The organism is Pedobacter sp. KBS0701, assembly GCF_005938645.2.
Taxonomy (GTDB): Bacteria; Bacteroidota; Bacteroidia; order Sphingobacteriales; family Sphingobacteriaceae; genus Pedobacter.
The window spans coordinates 2818834-2841779 of sequence record NZ_CP042171.1 but is presented as its reverse complement, the minus strand read 5'-3'; the positions used below and the strand labels follow the sequence as shown (position 1 = coordinate 2841779).

Here is a 22946-nt window from a genome sequence, read left to right as displayed (position 1 = left end):
GTACTTATAATTCTTTTTCCTGTATCAATCAATGGCTCTACTTTATGTTATAAATATTTTGCCACTAATCCATGGTCTTTGGCTCACAATCAACTAATTGAGTTTCATACCCTGAAACGCTAATTCCCCAATCTTTGTAGTCCCTAAATCGGAGTATCATGTTCTATATACTATAAGCCTTAATCATTTCTTCGTTAACTTTTGTTCCTCTACCAGTATTTAAATCAATCAGTACGTAATCAAAAATGCCATCTGAAGCCACTTTACCCGTTTTCTGATTAATAATTTCGAACTGAACGGAGCAGCCTTTATCATTCATATTCAGGATTCCGGTTCTGATCAGCATTAAGTCATTCATCAATAATGGGCGTTTAAAATTGATATCTACATGGCTCACTACCCAGCCTAAACCTTGTTTGGTAAAATGCTCCCATGGCATACCGTAGAATTTTTCCATTTGCTCGTAACGGGCTGCCAGTACATAATCTAAGTATTTGCTGTTATGTACATGATTAAACATATCTATATCATCCGGACGGACGCGTAATTCGCTTTCGAAAATGCTGTATTGATTCTTTTCCAAGGGTTGATGTTTTCAGCAAAAGTATAAATAAAGCTTGATTGTAAAGTATTGCTTGCTTTTTTGTATTTTTGATATGAAATGGGAAAACTCAAATTATATGATTTCAATATCCACGCGAAACAATTGTTGAGGAGCGTGATGCTATTATTTGAGTCGTACCCCCGGGCAGCGCTTTTTTGGCATTCTGCAACTTAATCAAATTTCGGTTACCATGAACGGCGGCAAGCCATTAAAATCTCCGCAAGGCAAGGGGCTTGTAATCTGTAAGCCAGCCATTTCATATCTTTTGATAAAGAAGTACAGTTTAATCTTTAATATCTGATAATTTAATTTTTAATCTTTCCTGATGCGATCATTATATAGTGAGATTAGTTTTTTAGTCAAAAGCATTAAAATATTAGCGATAATTAAGTCTCAAGTCGTTATTCGAGCGGAGTGCAATGTAGTTGAGAACAACGAAGCTAAATCTGTCAAGATAGATATCTCGATTTCGCTACGCTTCAGTCGAGATGACGACTTTTCTACGGACATCTGATTCATGTTAATAAAAAACACCTCTTGTTTTTAATCGAATATAACCTTATCTTTGCGCCACAATTAATTAATTTTTATTGCTTTAATATTATTCAAGAAATGTATTTAAGTCCAGAAAAGAAAGCCGAAATCTTTAAACAACACGGCGAAGTAGAAACCAACACAGGTTCTGCAGAAGGTCAGGTAGCGTTATTTACATACCGTATTGCGCACTTAACAGAACACTTAAAGAAAAATCGTAAAGATTTCTCTACTCAGTTGTCACTTCAAAAATTGGTAGGTAAACGCCGCGGTATTTTGGCTTACCTATACAAAAAAGATATTGAGCGCTATCGTGCTATCATTAAAGCTTTAGAGCTTCGTGATATCATCAAACAAAAATAAGCGAATTTTATCATTAAAAGCCATTCTTTAGGGAATGGCTTTTTAATTCCCTGTTAATTTTTTTTAACGGGTTTTATTATAGATAGGCATTTTTAATCCTATCTTCGTTTGCAAAAACAAAAACTATATAAACAACGGTGTGTAGAAAGAGGAAAACATACCATAATTCTAATTAAATGAATGTAATAAAAAAATCGTTCGATTTGGGCGATGGCAGAATTGTAGAAATTGAAACTGGTAAACTGGCTAAACAAGCTGATGGTTCGGTTGTGGTAAAAATGGGCGATACGATGTTGTTAGCAACTGTTGTATCTACTGTTGGTGCCAAACCAGGTACTGATTTTTTACCTTTATCGGTTGATTATCAGGAGAAATATGCGGCTACTGGCCGTATACCGGGAGGTTTTTTACGTCGTGAGGCAAGATTATCTGATTACGAAGTATTAATTTCACGTTTAGTAGACAGAGCTTTACGCCCAATGTTTCCAAGTGATTATCACTCTGATACACAGGTGATGATTTCTCTAATCTCTGCTGATAAAGATATTATGCCGGATTGTTTGGCAGGTCTGGCAGCATCTGCTGCATTGTCAGTTTCTGATATTCCTTTCAACGGTCCGATTTCTGAAGTACGTGTGGCTAAAATTGATGGTAAATTAATTATCAATCCGAAAGCCAGCGAATTAGAACGTGCAACTTTAGAGTTTATGGTTGCTGGTTCAGCTAACGATATCGGCATGGTGGAAGGTGAGTGTGATGAAATTCAGGAAGACGAAATGGTTGAGGCTTTAAAATTTGCACACGATGCAATTAAAGTTCAATGTGCTGTTCAGGTTGAATTAACAGAAGCTACAGGCAAAACGGTTAAACGTGAATATAATCACGAAGACCATGATGCTGATTTAAAAGCTAAAGTTTATGCTGATACCTACGATAAAGTTTACGCTGTAGCGAAAGCCGGTGGCAATAAAGATGTTCGCAAAGAAGGTTTCACTGCAATCATTAACGAGTTCTTCGAAGCAATGCCAGAAGATACTGCAGATTTAACCAAAGCAATGGCTAAACATTATTACCATGATGTTCAGTACGATGCCATTAGAAATTTATTGCTGGATGAAGGTATCCGTTTAGATGGTCGTAAGACTACAGAAATCCGTCCTATCTGGAGTGAAGTTGGTTATTTACCTGCTGCACACGGTTCGGCTGTATTTACACGTGGCGAAACCCAATCATTAACTTCGGTTACTTTAGGTAGCAAAGATGATGAGCAAATGATTGATGGTGCTTTCTTTAATGGTTATAACAAATTCTTATTGCACTATAATTTCCCTGGTTTCTCAACTGGTGAAGTTAGACCAAACAGAGGCGCAGGCCGTCGTGAAATTGGTCACGGTGCTTTAGCACAACGTTCATTGAAAAAAGTATTGCCTCAAGGTGAAGCAAATCCTTATACCATCCGTATCGTTTCTGATATTTTAGAATCTAACGGTTCTTCATCAATGGCAACTGTTTGTGCTGGTACATTAGCATTAATGGATGCTGGTATTAAAATCAAATCTCCGGTTTCTGGTATCGCTATGGGTTTAATTACCGATGAGAAAACTGGTAAATATGCAATCCTTTCTGATATTTTAGGTGATGAAGATCATTTAGGTGATATGGACTTTAAAGTAACCGGTACAGAACATGGTATCGTTGCTTGTCAGATGGACTTGAAAATCAATGGTTTATCTTACGAAGTTTTAACTAAAGCTTTGTTACAGGCTAAAGAAGGTCGTTTACACATCTTAAACGAGATGAAGAAAACCATCAGCTCACCTAACGAAGATTACAAGCCACACGCTCCACGTATCGTATCTTTAACTATCGATAAAGAATTTATCGGTGCAATTATCGGCCCTGGAGGTAAAATTATCCAGGAAATGCAACGCGAAACCGGCGCTTCAATCTCTATAGAAGAAGTTGATGGTAAAGGTATTGTAGAAGTATTTGCTGATAATAAAGCATCAATTGATGCAGCGGTTACCCGTATCCGTAACATCGTGGCTAAACCAGAAATTGGCGAAGTTTACCAGGGTAAAGTAAAATCAATTATGCCTTTCGGTGCATTTGTTGAAGTTATGCCAGGTAAAGATGGTTTATTACACATCTCTGAAATCTCATGGGAACGTTTAGAAACCATGGATGGTGTATTAAAAGAGGGTGATAAAATCGAGGTTAAATTGTTAGACATAGATAAACAAGGTAAAATGAAACTTTCTCGTAAAGTTTTGTTACCAAGACCTGAAAAACCGGCAGCACCACAAGCGTAATAATCGATACGTCATGCTGAACTTGATTCAGCATCTGCTTGATAGACTCTGAAATAAATTCAGAGTGACGCACAAATAATAAGGCCCTTTCAGTGCAAAAAACTGAAAGGGCTTTTTGTTGGGTAATGTATTTTTTAACAAGGAGTCGCTGCCCCCATAACAATTCCATTGATGACAAAATAAGAATTGCCTGTTGTAATATTTGTTATTATTCCATTAGGCCATGGAGTTGTTAAATGCGAATTCGTAAAAATTGGTGTACCAGTTATAATTTTATCCGTTGAATTAGCTACAAAAACAGCCACAACCTCTGCACAATGGTAATCACCATAATCACTCCCAGCCATTGCAGTGATAAGAATACCTGGTCCGGGCGGACGTACTGCTTTTTTAATAATACTAACTTTGAGAATTGTTTTAGGTTTATTCGTTGTAAAACCAAAAGCTACACTCATGATAAGAATTGCGAGACCAGCAAAAATTAATTGTTTTGTTTTCATAAGAATATTGTTTTTATTTATCCCTAAAATAACCATTTTTTTCAACGAAGCTATTCCTGGAAAGCAGAACTGATCGTATTATTCAGTCTGATTGAAATCGTTTTTGTTGCAACCTAATTTGTTTAAAATGATTTTGTAACTTGCATACTTAGTAAAAATCCAAAATATAAATCCTCGTTGCAAGGCAAGAAGCAATCTCTTTTGGCGTCGCAGTTATATCAGATTGCTTCTTGCCTTACAATGACGAAACATAATAAATATGAAATACATTATAGCCCCATCCATACTTTCTGCCGATTTTGGCAATTTACAGCGCGATATTGAAATGATTAACCAAAGTGAGGCCGATTGGTTCCATGTTGACGTGATGGATGGCGTTTTCGTTCCGAATATTTCTTTTGGTTTCCCGGTAATGGCTGCTGTTAAAAAACATGCAGTTAAACCGTTGGATGTACATCTAATGATTATTGAGCCAGATAAATATATCGAAGATTTTGCCAAAGCAGGAGCAGACCGAATCACAGTGCATTACGAAGCCTGTACACATTTACATAGAACTATTCAATTAATTAAAGCTTCTGGTTGCAAGGCAGGTGTAGCTTTAAATCCGCATACTCCGGTAAGCTTACTACAGGATGTGATTGAAGACCTTGATCTGGTATTGATTATGTCGGTTAACCCGGGCTTTGGCGGACAGGCTTTTATTCACAATACTTATAAAAAAATAAAGGATCTAAAAACTTTAATACAAGGTGTTAACGCAGATTTGGTTATCGAAGTAGATGGTGGTGTTGGTTTACAAAATATTGCTACATTAGTATCCGCAGGTGCCAATGCTTTCGTAGCCGGAAATGCAATTTTTGCAACAGATAATCCGACTGAAACCATTGCCAAAATGAAAAGCTTGACAACGAACGCAGTCAGCATTTAAGTTTTTAACCACAGATAAAAAGGATGGACACAGATCGGAAATGTTTCAGGATTCTACTGTTACCTGTTTTTTGAAAAATAATGACATCCATGTTTATCTGTGTGCATCTGTGGCTATTTTAACCAAATCTCTACGCGTAAAATGCTCAAATTTAGGCTCATCCTTTTCCTTTTAATAGCTGGTTGCAGTTTTGCTGTAGCTCAGCCATTAGTTAGGGTCTCGGGGATAGTTTATAACGATGAAAAATTACCATTATCCCAGGTTACTGTTATTGTTTTGGGACAGGCGCAATCAACCGTTACAGACGAATTTGGTGTTTATACCATTTATTCCAAGTCGAAAACATTTAGCATTAAATATTCTCTTTTAGGTTACCAACCCCAAACCATCAAATTTAATGAACGTTCGGGTGCGCGGATTGTTAAACAAGTGGACTTAATCGCTAATATTAATGAGTTAGAGCAGGTCAACATCACCAATAAACAGAATCAGTTAAGTAACACCACTACCATTAATATTACAGATGTATCCTCCATGCCATTGCTTTCGGGGAATTTCGAAACCATGTTAAAAACGTTGCCCGGTGTATCTACAAATAACGAATTAAGTGCCCAATATAGCGTTCGGGGAGGCAATTTTGATGAAAATCTGATTTACATAAACGATGTAGAAATTAACCGGCCAGTATTAATCCGTAACGGACAGCAGGAGGGGCTTAGCTTTATTAATTCAGATCTGGTCAGTAAAGCAAAGTTCTCCGCCGGTGGTTTTGAAGCGAAATATGGTGATAAACTTTCTTCTATTTTAGATATCAGATATGATAAGCCTGATAGCAACCAGACTACTTTTAGTACCAGTCTTTTAAATACCTCCTTAACTGCAAAAAAGGTTTTTAAAAATAGTTTTTTGTTGGCTGGTTTACGCTATAAAAATAATTCGAGCGTGCTTATTAAACAAGATGAGAAAGGTAGTTATAGTCCTAATTTTGCCGATGCCCAGCTGCTTTATCAATACGATTTTTCGCCGAAATTCAATATCAGTTATTTGGGAAGTTTTAACCTTGGGCAGTTTAAACTGGTACCCACAAACAGAGAAACACAGTTTGGTTCTTTAAGTACTACATTAAGGTTAAATGTAGATTACACGGGACAGGAGATTGACGATTACCAAACCTTAGGTAGCGCTGTTACCGCAACATACTCTCCAAAACCAAATTTGGTCATCAAGTTTGTCAATAGCTATTTTAACACCATAGAAAGGGAACGTTTTGATATCAACGGCAGCTATGTTTTTGACGAGGTAGACAATAGCTTTCCGGGAGAGAATTTTGGACCGGTAAGTAAAAACAAGGGTATTGGCAGCTACTATAATTACGGAAGAAATAGTTTAAATACCCAAATTTTTGCTTCAGAAATTAAGGTCGATCAGAATTTTGATAACCATGTTTTTTCCTGGGGTTTAAAATTTGATAAATCCTTATATAAGGATCAGTTAAATGAATATAATTATACCGATTCTGCTGGGTTTATCTTGCCAAATAACTCCAAAAATATTGTTTTGCAAAACGTAATCAATGTAAAAAACAATCTTGATATCAGCAATTATAGCGCTTACATCCAGGATAGTTATTCACTTTCCAGTTCGGCAGAATTACAGCTGGGAGTGAGGTCAACTTATAGCTCTTTAAGTAAACAGTTACTGATCAGCCCGAGGATATTGATAGCCTATAGGCCAAATTCGAACAATAAGATCCTGAGATTTTCTGTAGGGGTATATAAACAACCACCATCGTACCGTACCATACGCGATTTTTCCAGTGAATTGAATATCAAACAAAAAGCGCAAAGTTCTTATAATACCTCATTGGGTTACGAATATGCATTTGATGCTTTAGGAACGAGGCTGAAGTTTACTTCTGAAGCATACTTTAAATATTCGGACAGGTTAATTCCTTACAAAATTGATAACCTGAGAATTAAATACCTTGCAAATGAAGTATCGCGTGGTTACGCTTACGGTGCTGATTTCAGTATTGGTGGAGAGTTTGTTAAAGATCTTGTTTCTTATTTCAGAATGTCGGTAATGCATGCCAATGAAGATATTATTGGTGATAGCTATGTTCAAAGTGGAGCGACAATTTATCCCGGTTATTTAAAACGGCCAACAGATCAGCGCTTAAATTTTTCTATATTTTTTCAAGACAGGCTGTTGAATAGCCCCACGTATAAAGTTCACCTTAATGCACTTTACGGTTCGCGCTTGCCAATTGGTCCTTCGCTAACACCACGGTATTTAGATAAGTTTTTTATCCCGTCGTATAAACGTGTAGATATCGGTTTCTCAAAAGATTTCCTTGACGATGCAGCTTTGCACAAACCTAAATTTCTGGATAAAAATTTCAGTTCGGTTATTTTATTTTTTGAGGTTTTTAATATGCTGAATATCAATAATACCGTTTCTTACTTATGGCTAAAAGATGTGGATAATGTGCAATATGCCATTCCAAATTATTTAACCGGCAGGCAGTTTAATTTAAAGTTGATTGTGAAATTGAAAAACTAAGTCTTGTTAATTGTAAACTGAAAACTGCAGATTGAAAACTGAGAATCGCCAACTGCAAACTGATTTGGGCGTTACCCAATCCCGTGAAAAACGGGAAAGGGGGAGGGCTTTTCAGGGCTACGCTTTGCTCCGGTACCGATGAAGGATCGGCACTGAACCCTTACAATCCCTAACGCAAATCTATCGTTTCAAAAGAGTCTTCAAATTTTAAAAAGCTGGGGAGGTTATAAGTGCAAGTTTTCAGATCGTATTATCTTATTGAGTTGGTATTTTGAGATGATTTGCCGTATTTAACCCTATTAGGTTTATGTAACCTGATGGGTTTGTTTCGGCTAATTTCAATAAAACGATTTAATTATAAAAACTGCAATAAATCAATCGGTTTATGGCTTTTTTTTAACAAAATTTAATTTTTTAGGTAACGATTTTATGGGCATAACTGCTTTAAAAATTTTACATTTACGCCCATAAAACATTATATAATAAGATGAAGCATAATTTTGGCGCAGGCCCTTGTATTTTACCTCAAGAAGTGTTTAAACAAGCAGCTCAGGCTGTTTTAGATTTTAACGATGGATTATCAATTTTAGAAATTTCGCACAGAACAACCGAATTTGAGGCAGTTGTTGCTGAAGCTGATAAGTTGGTAAAAGAATTATTAAATGTGCCGTCGGGTTATTCCGTTTTATTTTTACAAGGTGGTGCAAGTTTACAGTTTGCAATGGTACCGATGAACTTATTGGGCGATGGACAAACTGCAAGCTATTTGGATTCAGGTGTTTGGGCAACCAAGGCATTAAAAGAAGCTAAATTGATCGGCAATGTAAACGTGGTGGCTTCTTCAAAAGATGCAAACTACACCTTCATTCCTAAGGATTTCGAAATCCCTGCCGATAGTGCTTATTTCCACTATACATCCAACAATACCATTTACGGTACTGAACTTTTCGAAGTACCTAAAACCGGTGTTCCTGTAGTTTGCGATATGTCGTCAGATATCATGAGCCGTGTAATCGATGTTTCTCAGTTCGATTTAATTTATGCAGGAGCGCAAAAAAATGTTGGTCCGGCAGGTTTAACCATTGCCATTGTTAAAGATGAAATTTTAGGTAAAATCGACCGTAAAATTCCATCGATGTTAAACTATCAATCGCATATCGACAACGGTTCAATGTATAACACACCTCCTGTTTTCTCCATTTATGTTGCATTATTAAACCTTCGATGGTTAAAATCAAAAGGCGGTGTTGCAGAAATTGAAAAAGAAAACAAACAAAAAGCTGAGGCACTTTACAGAGAGATCGATCGCAATCCCTTATTTAAAGGAACCTGCGCTGTTGAAGACCGTTCCAGAATGAATATATGTTTCGTAATGGAAAATACAGAATTGGAAAAACCATTTTTGAAATATGCGGAAGAACAGGGTATTGTAGGGATTAAAGGCCACAGAAGTGTAGGTGGTTTCCGCGCTTCGATGTACAATGCCTTGCCAATTACAAGTGTTCATGCATTGATAGATGCCATGCAATCCTTTGAAGAACAACAAGCAAAAGCAAATTAAAAATTAATTATAACCGCAGATGATTATACGATTATTTAATCGATTTAATCAAATCTGCGCAATCATAAATAACAATGATTAGGATATTAGCAAACGATGGGATTGATCCGATCGGAAAAGAATTATTAGAAAAAGCAGGTTTCCAGGTGGATACAGAAACCATTCCGCAAGATAAACTAGCTGAAGCTTTAAAAAATTATGATGCCATTACCGTTCGTAGCGCAACAAAAGTTAGAAAAGAATTAATTGATGCTGTTCCAAATATTAAATTAATTGGTAGAGGTGGAGTTGGTATGGATAATATTGATGTAGAATATGCTCGCAGTCAGGGTGTTGCAGTGGTAAATACACCAGCTGCATCTTCATTGTCGGTAGCTGAGTTGGTTTTTTCACATTTATTTACCGGTATCAGGTTCCTACAGGATGCTAATCGTAAAATGCCTGTTGAAGGTGCTACACAATTCAATAATCTTAAAAAAGCTTATGCTAAAGGAACCGAATTAAGTGGTAAAACCATCGGTATTATCGGTTTTGGCCGTATTGGTCGTGCAACTGCAAAAGTGGCATTAGGTTTAGGTATGAATGTTTTAGCTTACGATTTATATCCATCTGAATCTGAAATTACTTTAGAATTCCAGGGTGGTAAATCAGTCAATATTCCGATTAAAACGGTTTCCTTAGATGAAGTAATTACAGGAAGTGATTTCTTTAGTTTACATACTCCATTTGCCGATAAACCGATTTTGGGCGCAGAAGAATTTGCTAAAATGAAAAATGGTGTTGGTATTGTAAACTGTTCACGCGGTGGAACAATTGATGAGCCGGCTTTAATTGAAGCTTTAAACTCTGGTAAGGTTTCTTTTGCAGGTTTAGATGTTTTCGATAATGAACCTACACCATTGGCAGAAATTTTAACCCATCCTAAAATCTCTTTAACACCACACATCGGTGCATCAACAAACGAAGCACAAGAACGTATTGGTACCGAATTGGCAACGTTAATTATTGAGCATTTTAAGAAATAATAATATTTTAAACCTCGCAGGTTTTTAAACGGCGCAGCCCTCAATGGGACCGTTGAAACATAAATAACCCACCAATTAAACCTGCGAGGTTTTTCTAAACTAGTCCAAAGCATTTGTAGTTACCCAGTACCGGTAGCCTAATATCGCTTTCTGAAAAGTGGTCAGCTTGTTCGGATCCTTTTTATACAAACTTGGCAAAACTACTTTGTTTATCTTCGCCAGGATTTTAAACAGTCCTTTTTTCATAATTTGTTTATTGATTTAAAGGTCATAAAGCTGCTAAAATCTTATTGTAATTAAGGCTTGATTTTAGCGGTTTCGTAATTATGCAGTTTTTTATTGAAAAAATAAAACCCGCCAGCCATTATTAAAATCAAAAAGACAATAATATAGGTTGATAAACCTCCTTTATTTTTTTTCTCTAAATCTTCTTTAAGCTGTGCATTCTGATCCTGTAATTTTTTAATGGTACCCATATAAGCTTCAATCCGTTCCTGAGAATTATCTGCAACGGCCACCTTTTGTTGGTTTTGCAGGTCTTTATAATCCATTAAAATTTTCAGTTCCTTGAAAATATTATTATCGGTTAATACCACCTGACGGAGAATTTCATTTGAATTTTTGATGTCTTTTTTCGTTTGCCACCCAAAAATGCCTGAACGCTGCGTTAAGCTTTCATCATATTGGCCAAATTTAGTACTTCGCTCCTGAAGCAGAGAATTTACTTTAATCCTTTGTGCTGCATAAGCGGCAGTATCCTGTTGCGCAAAAGCTTGAAAACTAAATAAGATCAGTGAGAGCAGATAAAAATATTTCTTCATGTGGATATAAACGCGAAAAGGGTAGAAGTTGTTTTGTTGGTTCAGTCGTCATTAGTTCATTTGTAATGCAAAGTTCCCAAAATATTCGTCATCCCCCCTGAAGTACAAGGGAACGGAGAGATCTACCTGGAAATAAATTCGGCAATAGATTTCTCCATTTTGGTCGAAATGACTATAATTTCTATATGGATTTTTCCGCTTTAGTTTTTTAGCTTTGGTCTTTTCGCTTTTAAGAATGAAACTCAACCCTTACAATATCACCAAGGTGCAATCCTAACAATCCACTGGCTTTTCCTTTATTAATGGCAATTTCGAGGTGGTTACTGATGCCGAACAGACAAAGTTTTTCACCTTCCTGCACTTCGTTGTAATGCCAGCTTAATTGTGTAATGGTTTCACTTTTTCTAAAGTATAATGTAAAGTCTCTGTTTTTCTGAATTTTGGTAAAAAGATCCTTGGTAATATTGGTAATTACATTGCAAAAAGTATCAATGTACACCACACTCCCGCGAATCACATCCCGCTCAATTACAGGGTGCAAAAGCATCTTTTGTTCAATCTCTGCTACAGGTAAACCAATATCCTTCAGTTTGCCTCCTTTGGCCAGGTGCGTAGCCGCTTTAACAAAAATATCAACCAATGGGAAGTGCAGGTATTTCAAATCCTGCATAATGTTCAATTCTACCACGTCTTCCGGAACATCATCAAACAGAAGCGAGAAAATACCATTGTCTGCACCCACAAAATAATGATCACGGTGCTTTACCGCGATGTATTTGGTATTTTCGCTATATACAGAATCGATACCGATCAGGTGTACTGTATTCTTCGGAAAGTAAGGATAAGCGTTTTTTAAAACGAAAGCAGCGTACGAAATATTGAATGAAGGAACTTCATGGGTAATATCAACTAAATTAACATTAGGCATAAGACTCAACAGACTACCTTTAAGGGCGCTCTGGTAAAAATCTTTTGAACCTAAATCTGTTGTTAAAGTAATTATCCCCATTAAAAATTCATTATTATTGCTTATTCTTGTGTACAGGCCTAAGCGCCTGCAAATATTCAAATTTTAATTAATATACCCCGATAACTTTTTAAAATACTATAGTTTGAACGAATTAAAATTAACCCTGGATACCGTAAATCCTGCTCACTTTTGGGGGCCGAACAATGAGAATTACGAAATGATTAAAGGTGCTTTCGCAAAATTAAAACTGGTGGCGAGAGGGAGTGATGTTAAGGTTCTCGGTGATGAACAGGAACTTAAGGCTTTCGAAGAGAAGTTTAACCAGCTAATTGCGCATCTAGAAAAATATAGCTCACTAAGCAATAATGACGTAGAAACAATATTAGGTGCAAAGGCAGCGGGCGTTGCAAAAAAAGATGCAGAACAACCAACCGGAGGTGGCGGAGAAGTAATTGTTTTCGGTACTAATGGCTTATTGATAAAAGCAAGAACCGCAAATCAGCGCAAAATGGTAAGCAGTATTGCTAAAAATGACATTCTATTTGCCATTGGTCCTGCAGGAACAGGTAAAACCTATACAGCTGTAGCCCTGGCGGTAAGAGCATTGAAAAATAAAGAGATTAAAAGGATCATTTTAACGCGCCCGGCTGTTGAAGCTGGAGAGAACCTGGGTTTCTTACCAGGTGATTTAAAGGAAAAAATTGATCCATATTTACGTCCGCTTTATGATGCGCTGGATGATATGATCCCTGCCGAGAAATTGAAATTCTACATTGAAAACCGTACAATAGAAATTGCACCATTGGCATTTATGAGGGGCCGTACCTTAGATAATTGCTTTGTGATTTTAGATGAAGCCCAGAATGCCACCGATATGCAGTTAAAAATGTTTTTAACGCGTATGGGGCCGACTGCTAAATTTATTGTTACAGGTGATGTTACACAAGTAGATTTACCTAAAAAACAAATGTCGGGTTTATTTAATGGCTTGAGGATTTTAGAAGATATTAAAGGAATTGATATTATCTATTTAAGTGGAGAAGATGTGGTGAGGCATAAATTGGTAAAAGATATCCTGAAAGCTTACGGAGATATTCAATAGTTAAGTCCAAAATGGGGAGTCTGTAGTCTTAAGTCAAAATCGACTTAGGACTAAAGACTTCGGACTTTCGGACTTTTTCTCTATTTTTACGGCCTCATGAAAGCACTTAAAGAAACCCATTTCAATTTCCCTAATCAAAGTAATTTTTACAAAGGTAAAGTACGCGATGTATATACAATTGCCGATCAATCGATGGTAATGGTCGTATCCGACCGTATTTCTGCATTCGATGTAGTATTGCCTGAAGCGATTCCATTTAAAGGACAGGTATTAAACCAGATTGCGGCTAAATTTTTAGCAGCTACACAGGATATCGTTCCCAACTGGGTTTTGTCTGTTCCAGATCCAATGGTTACTATTGGCCGTATCTGCGAACCGTTTAAAGTAGAAATGGTGATCAGAGGTTATTTAGCCGGACATGCCTGGAGAGAATACAGCGCTGGTAAACGTTCTGTTTGTGGTGTTACTTTACCTGAAGGTTTAAAGGAAAACGATAAACTGCCTCAACCCATTATTACACCAACCACTAAAGCTTCGGTAGGTCATGATGAGGATATCTCAAAAGAAGATATTTTGGCAAAAGGTATTGTTTCGATAACCGATTATGAAAAATTAGAAGAATATACTTACGCACTGTACCAACGTGGAACTGAGATTGCGGCAAAAAGCGGCTTGATCCTGGTAGATACAAAATACGAATTTGGCGCAGCAGATGGTGTAATCTATTTAATCGATGAAATTCATACACCAGATTCTTCACGATATTTTTACGCTGAAGGTTATCAGGAGCGTCAGGATAACAATGAACCACAGAAGCAACTTTCAAAAGAGTTTGTTAGAAAATGGTTAATTGAAAATGGTTTTCAGGGAAAAGACGGACAGGTTGTGCCAGAAATGACTCCGGAAATCGTAAATTCAATTTCAGAACGTTACATTGAACTTTATGAAAAAATTGTAGGCGAGACTTTTATAAAAGCTGATGCTGATGCAATTTCCAGCCGCATTGAAACTAATGTTTTAAAGGCTTTGGGAACACTTTAAATTCGAAAGAAATTTATACATTAGTGCAATAAAGATTAGAGAGATGAAATTTTCAGTAGATAAACACGATAAATATGTAACCTTAAAGTTAGAAGAACATAAGTTTACAAACGACAATGCTCCCGGTTTAAAAGCAGAATTCTATTTGCTTAATGCCGAGGGATTTCAGAATATAATTGTTGATTTAAGTCATGTTACAGAGTGTAGTGATGCACAGGATTTAAGTTGCTTATTAGTTGGCGACAGGCTTTGCAAATCGGCAGGCGGATTATTTATTGTAACGGGAATTAACGACGAGCTTGCATCAATTATTGAATTATCAAACATATTTCAATCTGTAACGTTTGTTAATACATTAGACGAAGCAACGGATTTCATCTTTATGGATGAGTTGGAAAAAGAGTTTAGAGGCGCTAAATAACAAAATATTTAAATAACATTCTGGCCTCGTAGTTTCTAAAAATCTACGGGGCTTTTTATATCTGATCATGATGAAGTTTGAAGTTACCATTTTGGGAAGCAGTTCTGCAACACCTGTATACAACAGGAATCCATCGGCACAGCTTTTAAATTGTAACGAAAAATACTATTTGATCGACTGTGGTGAAGGCACCCAACAACAACTGGCCAAGTTTAACCTTAAGGCCGCCCGGATAGATTATATTTTTATCAGTCATTTACATGGCGACCATTATTTTGGGTTGATTGGATTATTATCAAGCTTGCATTTAAACGGCAGGATAAAGCCAATACAGATATTTGGTCCCAAGCCTTTACTTGAAATCTTAGAAATTCAGTTTAAATATTCTGATACCGTTTTAAGGTATCCTATTGAGTTTTTTCCAATTGAAGCCGATCAATCTACCCAGATTTTCGAAAACAGTGACCTGATCGTCAAAACCATTGTTTTAAATCACCGTATACCGACTACAGGTTTTATTTTTCAACAAAAGAAAAGGCAGCGCAAACTAATCAAAGATAAAGCAGACGAAGTGCCCATGGCTTATTATACAGCCTTAAAAAAAGGGATTGATGTAGAATTGCCCAATGGCGATATTTTGCGCAGTGAAGATTACACCATACCGGCAGATGCGCCACGGTGTTATGCCTATTGTTCTGATACTTTATTTGATGAAAGGTACTTTACTACGATAAAAGATTGCGATACCTTATACCACGAAGCTACCTTTATGCACGACCTACTGGACAGGGCTAAAGAAACACATCACACAACCGCTTTTCAGGCAGCAGAAGTAGCAAAAATTAGCGGAGCTAAAAAATTACTCATCGGCCATTTTTCTTCACGTTACAAAACCTTACAAATGCTTTTAGAAGAAGCACAGTCTGTTTTCGAAAATACTGAGCTAGCGGTTGAGGGTAGGACTTTTCAGCTGTAAACAGATTTCAAAAATCGCGCTTCATTTTCGATCAGATGGAGAGCAGTCCCGAACTTTTGGGAGAGAAATCTTTTTACATTGTTTAAAGATTTCTCCATTTTGTTGCATTTCAGTCGAAATAATGATACTAAAGTCTTAATTTAGCAAAGAAATCCCAAAATACTATCCCGGCAGAAATTACGATGTTAAAAGAATGTTTGGTCCCAAATTGCGGAATTTCGATGCACTCATCAATTTTAGCCATTACCTCATCGCTAACACCATCAACTTCATTCCCGAAAATAAGCGCATATTTTTTATTGGGATCCGGTGTGAAAGTATTTAGCATTGTGCTATTCTCTGCCTGTTCAATGGCAATAATTTCGTATCCTAAATCCCTTAGTGCATCAACAGCCTGTAAAGTGTCTGTATAATGAATCCAATCTACCGATTGCGTAGCACCCAGAGCCGTTTTTTCAATTTCGCGATGTGGTGGTTGTGCAGTTATGCCACAAAGAATCACCTTTTCTAAAGCAAAGCCATCAGCGGTACGGAATATTGAACCTACATTGTGCATGCTGCGTACATTATCCAAAACCACTACAACAGGTAACTTTTCCTGTGCCTTAAACGCCTCAATATCCGGACGATTTAACTCGTCTAACTTTAATTTTCTCATTATTTTTAAAAGGATTACACAGATTGATGAATTACACCGATTTTAACATATTTGGATCTGTGTTTACTTATTTGTCTCTGTTATTAAATGTGGGCCATTGCTAATTTCGCTAACGTAAATGGCAGCAGGGTAACCAATTTTAGCTACATAATAATCGGTTAAATGCCTGGCAAAATCTTCTTCGAAGCCTTTTTCCAATAAAGCGATGGCACAGCCGCCAAATCCAGCACCAGTCATTCGTGCACCTATTACATGTTGATAGCCGGTACAGAAATCTACAACTGTATCCAGCTCTTTTCCACTTACTTCGTATAAGCTTTTTAAAGATTGATGCGAAGCATACATTAACCGGCCAAATTCTTCGAGGTTACCGCTGTTTAAAGCCCTTGCAGCCTGATGAACACGGTCGTTTTCTTTCACTACATGTGTAGCGCGGTTTAATATGGTTTCGCTGGTAATTAAATGGCTGTGCAACGCAAATTTTTCTGCATTAAGCTCGCAAAGATAGTGTAGTGTAATTTCTTCGTTCAATAGCTTTAAGGCTGTTTGACATTCGGCCACACGTTCATTGTACTTAGAATCTGCCAGTTTGCGCGGCTTATTGGTATTGATGATGGCCAGCACATAATTGCCGAGATCAACATCAACCATTTTATATTTTAAAGTCTCGCAGTCTAAAACAATCGCTTTATTTTTTTCGCCAAAAGCAACCGCAAACTGATCCATTATGCCTGAGTTTAGGCCAATAAAATCATTCTCCACCCTTTTGGCAATCTTAACAAGCTCTAATCGGTCATACCCCAGGTTAAAATAATTGTTTAAGGCATACGCCGTAGCAATCTCAATTGATGCAGAAGAAGAAAGTCCCGATCCAATGGGGATATTCCCATAAAAAAGAAAATCCAATCCGGTAATCTCTTTTCCATCTTTGATCATTTCATTAATTACACCTACAGGATAATTGGCCCATTGGCTTCCGTCTTTTTCATTTAAAACATTGCTTTCAACAGTGGTTTCCATCTCGAAATTCAGACTCTTAAACCTGAATTTCTTATCATTATTAGGCGCAATTGCCAGCCACGTTCCGAGGGTAATGGCACATGGCATTACTAAACCGCCATTATAATCAATATGCTCGCCAATGAGGTTAACGCGACCGGGTGTAAAATATAGGGCAGCTGCTTTTTTATGATATTGCGCTGCAAATTTTTCCTCAAGGTTAATATTCATTTGGCTAAAATATATTTATTAAAAGCATTAATAATAGTATGTTTGTTTAGGAAACAAAAGCCCTAAGTTACAATTTATGAGCGTTCAGCAAATACCTACCGGAAAAATTATTGATGGCGAAGAAGTTATCGCAATCGAACTAATCAATAGTAAAGGCACTTATGTTAAAATATTCAATTATGGTGCGATCATTAACAAATTCATCGTTAAAAATGCCAAAGGCGAAATGCAGGATATTGTATTGGGCTTTGATACTTTCGAGGAATACCTTAATCCGGATTACCTAACTGAGTATCCATATCTGGGTGCTATTGTAGGACGTTATGCCAACCGCATCAAAAATGGCCGGTTCACCATTGATGGAGAGGACTACCAACTGGCACAAAATGCGGGTACCGATACGCTACACGGCGGTATAGAAGGTTTTGATAAAAAAGTTTGGGATATTGTTGAAGTGGGCGAAGGGTCACAATCGTCGGTTACCTTACAGTACGAAAGTGTGGATGGCGAAGAAAATTTCCCTGGCAACCTGATCATTGACCTTACTTTCGAACTTACCGAAAATGATGAATTGATTTTAAGTTATGAAGCTGAGACTGATCAGGCTACTGCAATCAATTTAACACACCATGGTTATTTTAATCTGGCTCCTGAAGGCGGAAATATTAAAAACCACAAACAGCAGATTTTTGCTTCAAATTACCTTGAGCAGGACAGTAATTATTCAGTAACAGGTAAACTGATTCCTGTGGAAGGTACGCACATGGATTTTATAAAATCTAAAGCGATTGGGCAGGATTGGGATGAGGAAGAAGGTTATGACCAAACTTACGTTCTGGATAAAATCTATGGCGATTTATCGCTGGCAACCAAAACAATTGAAGAAGAAAGTGGTTTAGTTTTAAGCGTATATACAACAGAACCAGTAGCACATCTTTATACCTCAAAATATTTGGATGTGAGAAATGGCAAAGGCGGAAGGGATTACGTCAGCTTCGGTGCTTTTTGTGTGGAAACACAGCATCACCCCAATGCAGTAAATATCCCTGAATTTCCAAGTACCATATTAAGACCAGAAGATTTGTACACGCAAACAACCATTTACAAAGTTTCATTAAATAAATAAATTATGTTCACTATTGAAAATATCCGGGCAGCAGAATCAAAAATTAAAACTGGTGCAGATTTTCCGCAGTTTATAAAAGAAATTAAGGAATTGGGTGTGAGGCGGAATGATGTTTATGTAAGCAATGGTTTATCGATTTATTTTGATGACGAAGATAATGCACAACAGGTGAGTCCTGACGAATATCCAACTTTGGTTATCAATGAAGAATCTTCTGCCGGAAAGTTGGAGCACGCTTTAAAAGTACATCAACAAGGTGAAACAGATTATATTACCTTTTGTAAACAAGCTGCAGATGCTGGCGTGGAGAAATGGGTAACTGATCTGGAAGAAATGACCTGTACGTATTTGGATACTGAGGGAAATGAACTGATAAAAGAGAAGATACGAACAGTATAAATATGGAGGCCCGAAATTTCGGGCCTTTTTATTCCTCTACCATCGTCATCTCGACCGAAGTGAACGTAGTGGAGAGATCTTTTAAGAAGATTTATTTAAGTGGAGTCAGATGTTACTATCTGACTTTTCGGTTTTTTGGACAAGTTGTTAATTTTAGTGCTTTATAGGTTATTAATGGTTTATTTTAACCACCTGAGACATCTTAGTGCACTTGAGGTTATATTGGTGACTGATCAGCCTTAATTAAATCCTTTCCAACACCGTTTTAATGGCCTTTTCTATAATTTTATCAGGCTCATTGCTGAATTCGAATTTTATACGACTGGCCAAAATAGCATTTACAGAAAGTGCTTTATGTCCCAAAACTTTTGCTAAAGCGTAAATCCCCGCAGTTTCCATTTCTAAATTGGTAATCCGGTATTGGTTGCTCCGAAAGCTGTTAATGAGTCCGATGAAATCGGGGACAGCATTTTTTGCCCTCACTATCCTCCCTTGAGGGGCATAAAAGCCCGGAGCAGTAATGGTGATTCCATGAACCATATCTTTGCCTATGGTATTTAAAAGACCTTCATCTGCAGCTGTTAAATAGGGGTTTATATTTTTTAAATGACCAAAATGTATCTTGATATCATCTGTTAAAAGTTGCTCATCGCCAGATAGTTGCTGTAGGTAATAATTCATTAAAGCATCCATGCCCAAACCATGAGAGGAAGCTAAAATGGTTCCCATGGGGATATCCGGCTGCACAGCTCCTGATGTGCCTACACGGATAATATTCAGTGAGGTTAATTCTTTTTTTACTTCGCGGGTTTCAAAATCGACGTTTACCAGTGCATCCAGCTCGTTAAAAACGATATCAATGTTATCTGTACCAATACCTGTTGAGAGTACAGTTACCCTTTTTTTTCCTATAAAACCAGTATGGGTAATAAATTCCCGCTTCCCTTTTTTAAATTCTATCTGGTCGAAATACTTGCTTACTTCGCCAACGCGGTCAGGATCGCCAACAGTAATTACGGTTTCGGCAATATCTCCGGGCAGAAGATTTAAATGGTATATACTGCAATCGGGATTGATAATTAAGTCGCTTTCGGATATTTTCATTATTTGGTTTGTTTTGCCTGCAGATCTCGCTCAGATCAACAGATTTATCTCTGTTGATCCTTTTTATCTGTGGTTACTAAATTACGTTCATGTCACTTTGTACATTTTTTTATTCTTGCAGATTTCGCTAATCAACGCAGAACTAATGTCTGTGGTTATTAAATGGTGTGTAGATATTTTAGTTTAACACCTTCCATTTTATCAAACCTACTCAAAACCTGATTGAGTTGTGCCTTTCTTACCTCAAATTTCAATATACAATTGGTATCAAACTGTTGTGATAAGACCTGTAAATTTTCCTCTTTGCTCAATTTCATTACATCATTCATTTGTAGGTATTCGAAATGAACTTCATACACATCATTAACCGTTTTCGAAATTATTCTTGAAGCTTTAATAGCTTCTATACTAGCGTTTTTGTATGCGTTAATTAAACCTGGAACACCCAATAAGGTGCCACCAAAATAACGTACAACTACAATTAATATATTGGTAATATCTTCCGATAATAAACAATTCAGGATTGGCCTTCCTGCAGTACCAGAAGGTTCGCCATCATCATTTACTCTAAAAACAGAGCGATTGGGTGTTAAACGGTATGCATAACAGAAATGATTGGCCTTTGCATTCGCGGCCCTCAGGTTCACAATAATTGGTTTTACTTCTTCTTCATTGCGGATTGGGTAGGCATAAGCAATAAATTTGCTGCCTTTATCACGAAATATGCCTTCCGAGGCACTTTCGATAGTTTTATAGGAATCATCGAACAGCATTTTGCGATAGGGTTATGAAGATAACAGCAGCGATAGCCAAAACTATCCCTACATAATTCAGTTTACTTAATTTTTCTTTAAAAGCAATTATGCCAATTAATGTTCCGACAATGATAACGCCTAAATTCATGGCAGCAAAAACTGTTGATGGATTTTCTGCCAGTGCTTTGTGTGCTTTCATATAAAAAAGAATGTTGCCAAAGTTAAAAAAGCCCAAAATCAGTCCACAAATAACATTAACCAATTGTAATTTTATCTTGCCAGAAATGACCATAGTAATCACAATGAGCAGCGATACGACGAATGATAGGCAGAAAACGGTGAAAAGCGAAGTTGTATAAGGTAGTTGTTTGTATAAGGCAATTTGTTTAAAAAGGACATCAATTACGCCAAAGCCCACAAAAACCATAATGGGATAGAGGAGGCTTTCCTTCCTGGCTACCTGATGATCAGATTTCCGAAGAAAGGTTAAGAAAATAGCTACAAGTCCTATCGCAAGGCCAATAATTTTTAAGTTGTTAAAATCCTCTTTAAAGATAAAATAAGCCGCCAGTATGGGAATAAATAGCGATAAGCGTTGGGCTATGTCGGTTTTAACGATCCCAAGGTTCTTGACTGATGCAGCAAGAAATAAAAATATCGACGGCAATAGAATAGCCAGCGCAATGTAAACAAGCCATGGTGCGGTAGATGTAACCAGTTTAACATCGGGCTTAAAAAAAACAAAACATAAACTTAGCGCAACCAGATAATTAATGGTAACAGCCTGAATAATACTGATCTGGTACCGCTTGGCCAACTTTAATAATATGGCAACCGTAACGCTACAACAAATGCTTAAAATAATATAGATCATTTATTTATGTCGTTTATGTAGATAGAGAGTTTATCGTTTCCAATCTGAATTTGTTCTTTCAGATTTCCGTTTATGGTAGGAGAAGGAACACCTTCCGTCCAGCTGTTTGATGAGGTGATGATACGCGCTTCATCCCAAAGGTTAGTGGATAAAAACTGATTTAGAATATTCGCACCACCCTCGATAATTACCGATTGTATGTCCATCAAATAAAGCTGAAACGCAATCTTTTGTGCCAGGTAAAAATGCATATCTTCCATTTGGATATAATGGATATTGTCGACTACATCAGTTTTAATTTCATTAAATATGATGGTTTTGGCTGCTGCATTGAAAATGTGATTGGATAACGGCACCTGAAGGTTTTTATCGATTATCAAACGAATGGGGTTTTTACCCGGCCATTCTCGTGAAGTTAACTGCGGATTGTCCATAATAGCGGTTTGTTTTCCGATCAAAATGGCATCTTCTTCAGTTCGCCACTGGTGTGCCAATCGTTTGGTTAAAGCTCCACTGATCCACTTTTGGTGACCATCTTTAGTTGCAAAATAACCATTTGCAGTTTCGGCCCATTTTAAAATGATGTAAGGCCTTTGCTGTTGTATTCTGGTGAAAAATCTTCTGTTAAGGTAACGGCATTCATCGTCTAAAACTCCACTTAGCACTTCAATTCCCGCATTTTTAAGCTTTTCGATGCCTTTGCCATCAACGCTTGAAAAAGGGTCTCTATTACCAATAACCACTTTTTTGATCTGGTGTTTCACAAACAGGTCGGCGCAGGGAGGGGTTTTGCCGAAATGTGCACAGGGCTCTAGACTCACATAAGCTGTTGCCTGTTTTAACATAGCCTCAGCCTCATCTCCATATTGATCAAATACAGCTTTAACCGCATTTGGTTCGGCATGTGCTTTTCCGTATTGCTGATGATAACCTTCGCCGATGATTTTATCGTTTAAAACAATAACACAGCCTACCATTGGGTTTGGACTTACGTTTCCAATACTTAAAATGGCTAACTCCAAACAGCGTTTAATATAGAATTCATCGCTCATTAGGGCAAAAGTAGTAAAAAAAGAG

23 protein-coding genes are annotated in these 22946 nt (G+C 37.1%); 12 read left to right on the top strand and 11 right to left on the bottom strand.

Going from position 1 to position 22946, the window contains the following annotated elements; all coding sequences use genetic code 11:
• Window positions 1-163 precede the first annotated feature (163 nt).
• Window positions 164-583: a thioesterase family protein gene (locus FFJ24_RS11410; RefSeq protein ID WP_138821617.1), complete on the bottom strand. Its 420-nt coding sequence runs from the start codon at window positions 581-583 to the stop codon at window positions 164-166.
• A 633-nt stretch (window positions 584-1216) separates the two neighbouring features.
• Here FFJ24_RS11410 and rpsO point away from each other — a divergent pair.
• Together rpsO and pnp are read left to right on the top strand one after the other, a co-directional pair.
• Window positions 1217-1501, top strand: coding sequence for a 30S ribosomal protein S15 (rpsO, locus tag FFJ24_RS11405; protein ID WP_056096414.1), 285 nt, complete (start codon window positions 1217-1219; stop codon window positions 1499-1501).
• A gap of 176 nt (window positions 1502-1677) precedes the next feature.
• A complete protein-coding gene (pnp, locus tag FFJ24_RS11400) occupies window positions 1678-3813 on the top strand; it encodes a polyribonucleotide nucleotidyltransferase (RefSeq protein WP_138821616.1) in 2136 nt (711 codons plus the stop codon).
• Window positions 3814-3947: 134 nt separating this feature from the next.
• On the opposite strand, the gene FFJ24_RS11395 is transcribed toward pnp, so the two are convergent.
• Window positions 3948-4313, bottom strand: a complete 366-nt coding sequence (locus FFJ24_RS11395; RefSeq protein WP_138821615.1) for a hypothetical protein — start codon at window positions 4311-4313, stop codon at window positions 3948-3950.
• A 259-nt stretch (window positions 4314-4572) separates the two neighbouring features.
• On the opposite strand from FFJ24_RS11395, the gene rpe reads away from it, so the two are divergent.
• From rpe to FFJ24_RS11375, 4 genes are all read left to right on the top strand, one after another.
• Complete coding sequence (rpe, locus tag FFJ24_RS11390) at window positions 4573-5244, top strand: ribulose-phosphate 3-epimerase (protein ID WP_138821614.1); 672 nt, start codon at window positions 4573-4575, stop codon at window positions 5242-5244.
• Between the two features lie 141 nt (window positions 5245-5385).
• The gene (locus tag FFJ24_RS11385; RefSeq protein WP_138821613.1) at window positions 5386-7806 is read left to right on the top strand and encodes a TonB-dependent receptor; all 2421 of its coding nucleotides are present in this window, start codon (window positions 5386-5388) and stop codon (window positions 7804-7806) included.
• A 487-nt stretch (window positions 7807-8293) separates the two neighbouring features.
• Window positions 8294-9367, top strand: coding sequence for a 3-phosphoserine/phosphohydroxythreonine transaminase (gene serC / locus FFJ24_RS11380; RefSeq protein WP_138821612.1), 1074 nt, complete (start codon window positions 8294-8296; stop codon window positions 9365-9367).
• Between the two features lie 74 nt (window positions 9368-9441).
• Window positions 9442-10392: a D-2-hydroxyacid dehydrogenase gene (locus FFJ24_RS11375; protein ID WP_210419504.1), complete on the top strand. Its 951-nt coding sequence runs from the start codon at window positions 9442-9444 to the stop codon at window positions 10390-10392.
• 99 nt (window positions 10393-10491) lie between these two features.
• Here FFJ24_RS11375 and FFJ24_RS26100 read toward each other — a convergent pair whose 3' ends face one another.
• From FFJ24_RS26100 to FFJ24_RS11365, 3 genes are all read right to left on the bottom strand, one after another.
• On the bottom strand, window positions 10492-10638 hold the full coding sequence (locus FFJ24_RS26100; RefSeq protein ID WP_168202458.1) for a hypothetical protein: 147 nt from the start codon (window positions 10636-10638) through the stop codon (window positions 10492-10494).
• Between the two features lie 50 nt (window positions 10639-10688).
• A complete protein-coding gene (locus FFJ24_RS11370; protein ID WP_138821611.1) occupies window positions 10689-11213 on the bottom strand; it encodes a hypothetical protein in 525 nt (174 codons plus the stop codon).
• A gap of 229 nt (window positions 11214-11442) precedes the next feature.
• Window positions 11443-12222, bottom strand: coding sequence for an S-adenosyl-l-methionine hydroxide adenosyltransferase family protein (locus tag FFJ24_RS11365; RefSeq protein ID WP_138821610.1), 780 nt, complete (start codon window positions 12220-12222; stop codon window positions 11443-11445).
• Window positions 12223-12325: 103 nt separating this feature from the next.
• Between FFJ24_RS11365 and FFJ24_RS11360 the strand changes: the two genes are divergently transcribed.
• The 4 genes from FFJ24_RS11360 (at window position 12326) to FFJ24_RS11345 (ending at window position 15723) form a co-directional block, all read left to right on the top strand.
• The gene (locus FFJ24_RS11360; protein WP_138821609.1) at window positions 12326-13285 is read left to right on the top strand and encodes a PhoH family protein; all 960 of its coding nucleotides are present in this window, start codon (window positions 12326-12328) and stop codon (window positions 13283-13285) included.
• Between the two features lie 96 nt (window positions 13286-13381).
• Window positions 13382-14326, top strand: coding sequence for a phosphoribosylaminoimidazolesuccinocarboxamide synthase (locus FFJ24_RS11355; RefSeq protein ID WP_138821608.1), 945 nt, complete (start codon window positions 13382-13384; stop codon window positions 14324-14326).
• 43 nt (window positions 14327-14369) lie between these two features.
• A complete protein-coding gene (locus FFJ24_RS11350) occupies window positions 14370-14747 on the top strand; it encodes an STAS domain-containing protein (RefSeq protein WP_138821607.1) in 378 nt (125 codons plus the stop codon).
• A 70-nt stretch (window positions 14748-14817) separates the two neighbouring features.
• On the top strand, window positions 14818-15723 hold the full coding sequence (locus tag FFJ24_RS11345; RefSeq protein WP_138822341.1) for a ribonuclease Z: 906 nt from the start codon (window positions 14818-14820) through the stop codon (window positions 15721-15723).
• A 127-nt stretch (window positions 15724-15850) separates the two neighbouring features.
• Here the strand turns inward: FFJ24_RS11345 and FFJ24_RS11340 are convergent, their stop codons facing one another.
• On the bottom strand, window positions 15851-16381 hold the full coding sequence (locus FFJ24_RS11340) for an RNA methyltransferase (protein WP_121284861.1): 531 nt from the start codon (window positions 16379-16381) through the stop codon (window positions 15851-15853).
• 63 nt (window positions 16382-16444) lie between these two features.
• Entirely contained in the window at window positions 16445-17611 is a 1167-nt protein-coding gene (locus FFJ24_RS11335) for a galactokinase (protein WP_138821606.1), read from the bottom strand.
• Between the two features lie 76 nt (window positions 17612-17687).
• Here FFJ24_RS11335 and FFJ24_RS11330 point away from each other — a divergent pair, with 76 nt between their 5' ends.
• Together FFJ24_RS11330 and FFJ24_RS11325 are read left to right on the top strand one after the other, a co-directional pair.
• Window positions 17688-18737 (top strand): aldose epimerase family protein, encoded by a 1050-nt coding sequence (locus tag FFJ24_RS11330; RefSeq protein ID WP_138821605.1) that lies wholly within the window; start codon window positions 17688-17690, stop codon window positions 18735-18737.
• 3 nt (window positions 18738-18740) lie between these two features.
• Window positions 18741-19136, top strand: coding sequence for a DUF1398 domain-containing protein (locus FFJ24_RS11325; RefSeq protein WP_138821604.1), 396 nt, complete (start codon window positions 18741-18743; stop codon window positions 19134-19136).
• 243 nt (window positions 19137-19379) lie between these two features.
• Here the strand turns inward: FFJ24_RS11325 and FFJ24_RS11320 are convergent, their stop codons facing one another.
• The 4 genes from FFJ24_RS11320 to ribD form a co-directional block, all read right to left on the bottom strand.
• Complete coding sequence (locus tag FFJ24_RS11320) at window positions 19380-20240, bottom strand: nucleoside phosphorylase (RefSeq protein WP_138821603.1); 861 nt, start codon at window positions 20238-20240, stop codon at window positions 19380-19382.
• Between the two features lie 158 nt (window positions 20241-20398).
• On the bottom strand, window positions 20399-21013 hold the full coding sequence (locus FFJ24_RS11315) for a YigZ family protein (protein WP_138821602.1): 615 nt from the start codon (window positions 21011-21013) through the stop codon (window positions 20399-20401).
• Window positions 21000-21869 carry a DMT family transporter gene (locus FFJ24_RS11310; RefSeq protein ID WP_138821601.1) on the bottom strand — a complete coding sequence of 290 codons (870 nt, stop codon included), beginning with the start codon at window positions 21867-21869 and terminating at the stop codon, window positions 21000-21002. The genes FFJ24_RS11315 and FFJ24_RS11310 overlap by 14 nt, the downstream gene beginning before the upstream one ends.
• Window positions 21866-22921 carry a bifunctional diaminohydroxyphosphoribosylaminopyrimidine deaminase/5-amino-6-(5-phosphoribosylamino)uracil reductase RibD gene (gene ribD, locus FFJ24_RS11305; protein ID WP_138821600.1) on the bottom strand — a complete coding sequence of 352 codons (1056 nt, stop codon included), beginning with the start codon at window positions 22919-22921 and terminating at the stop codon, window positions 21866-21868. Before ribD ends, FFJ24_RS11310 begins: the two co-directional genes overlap by 4 nt.
• Window positions 22922-22946 lie beyond the last annotated feature (25 nt).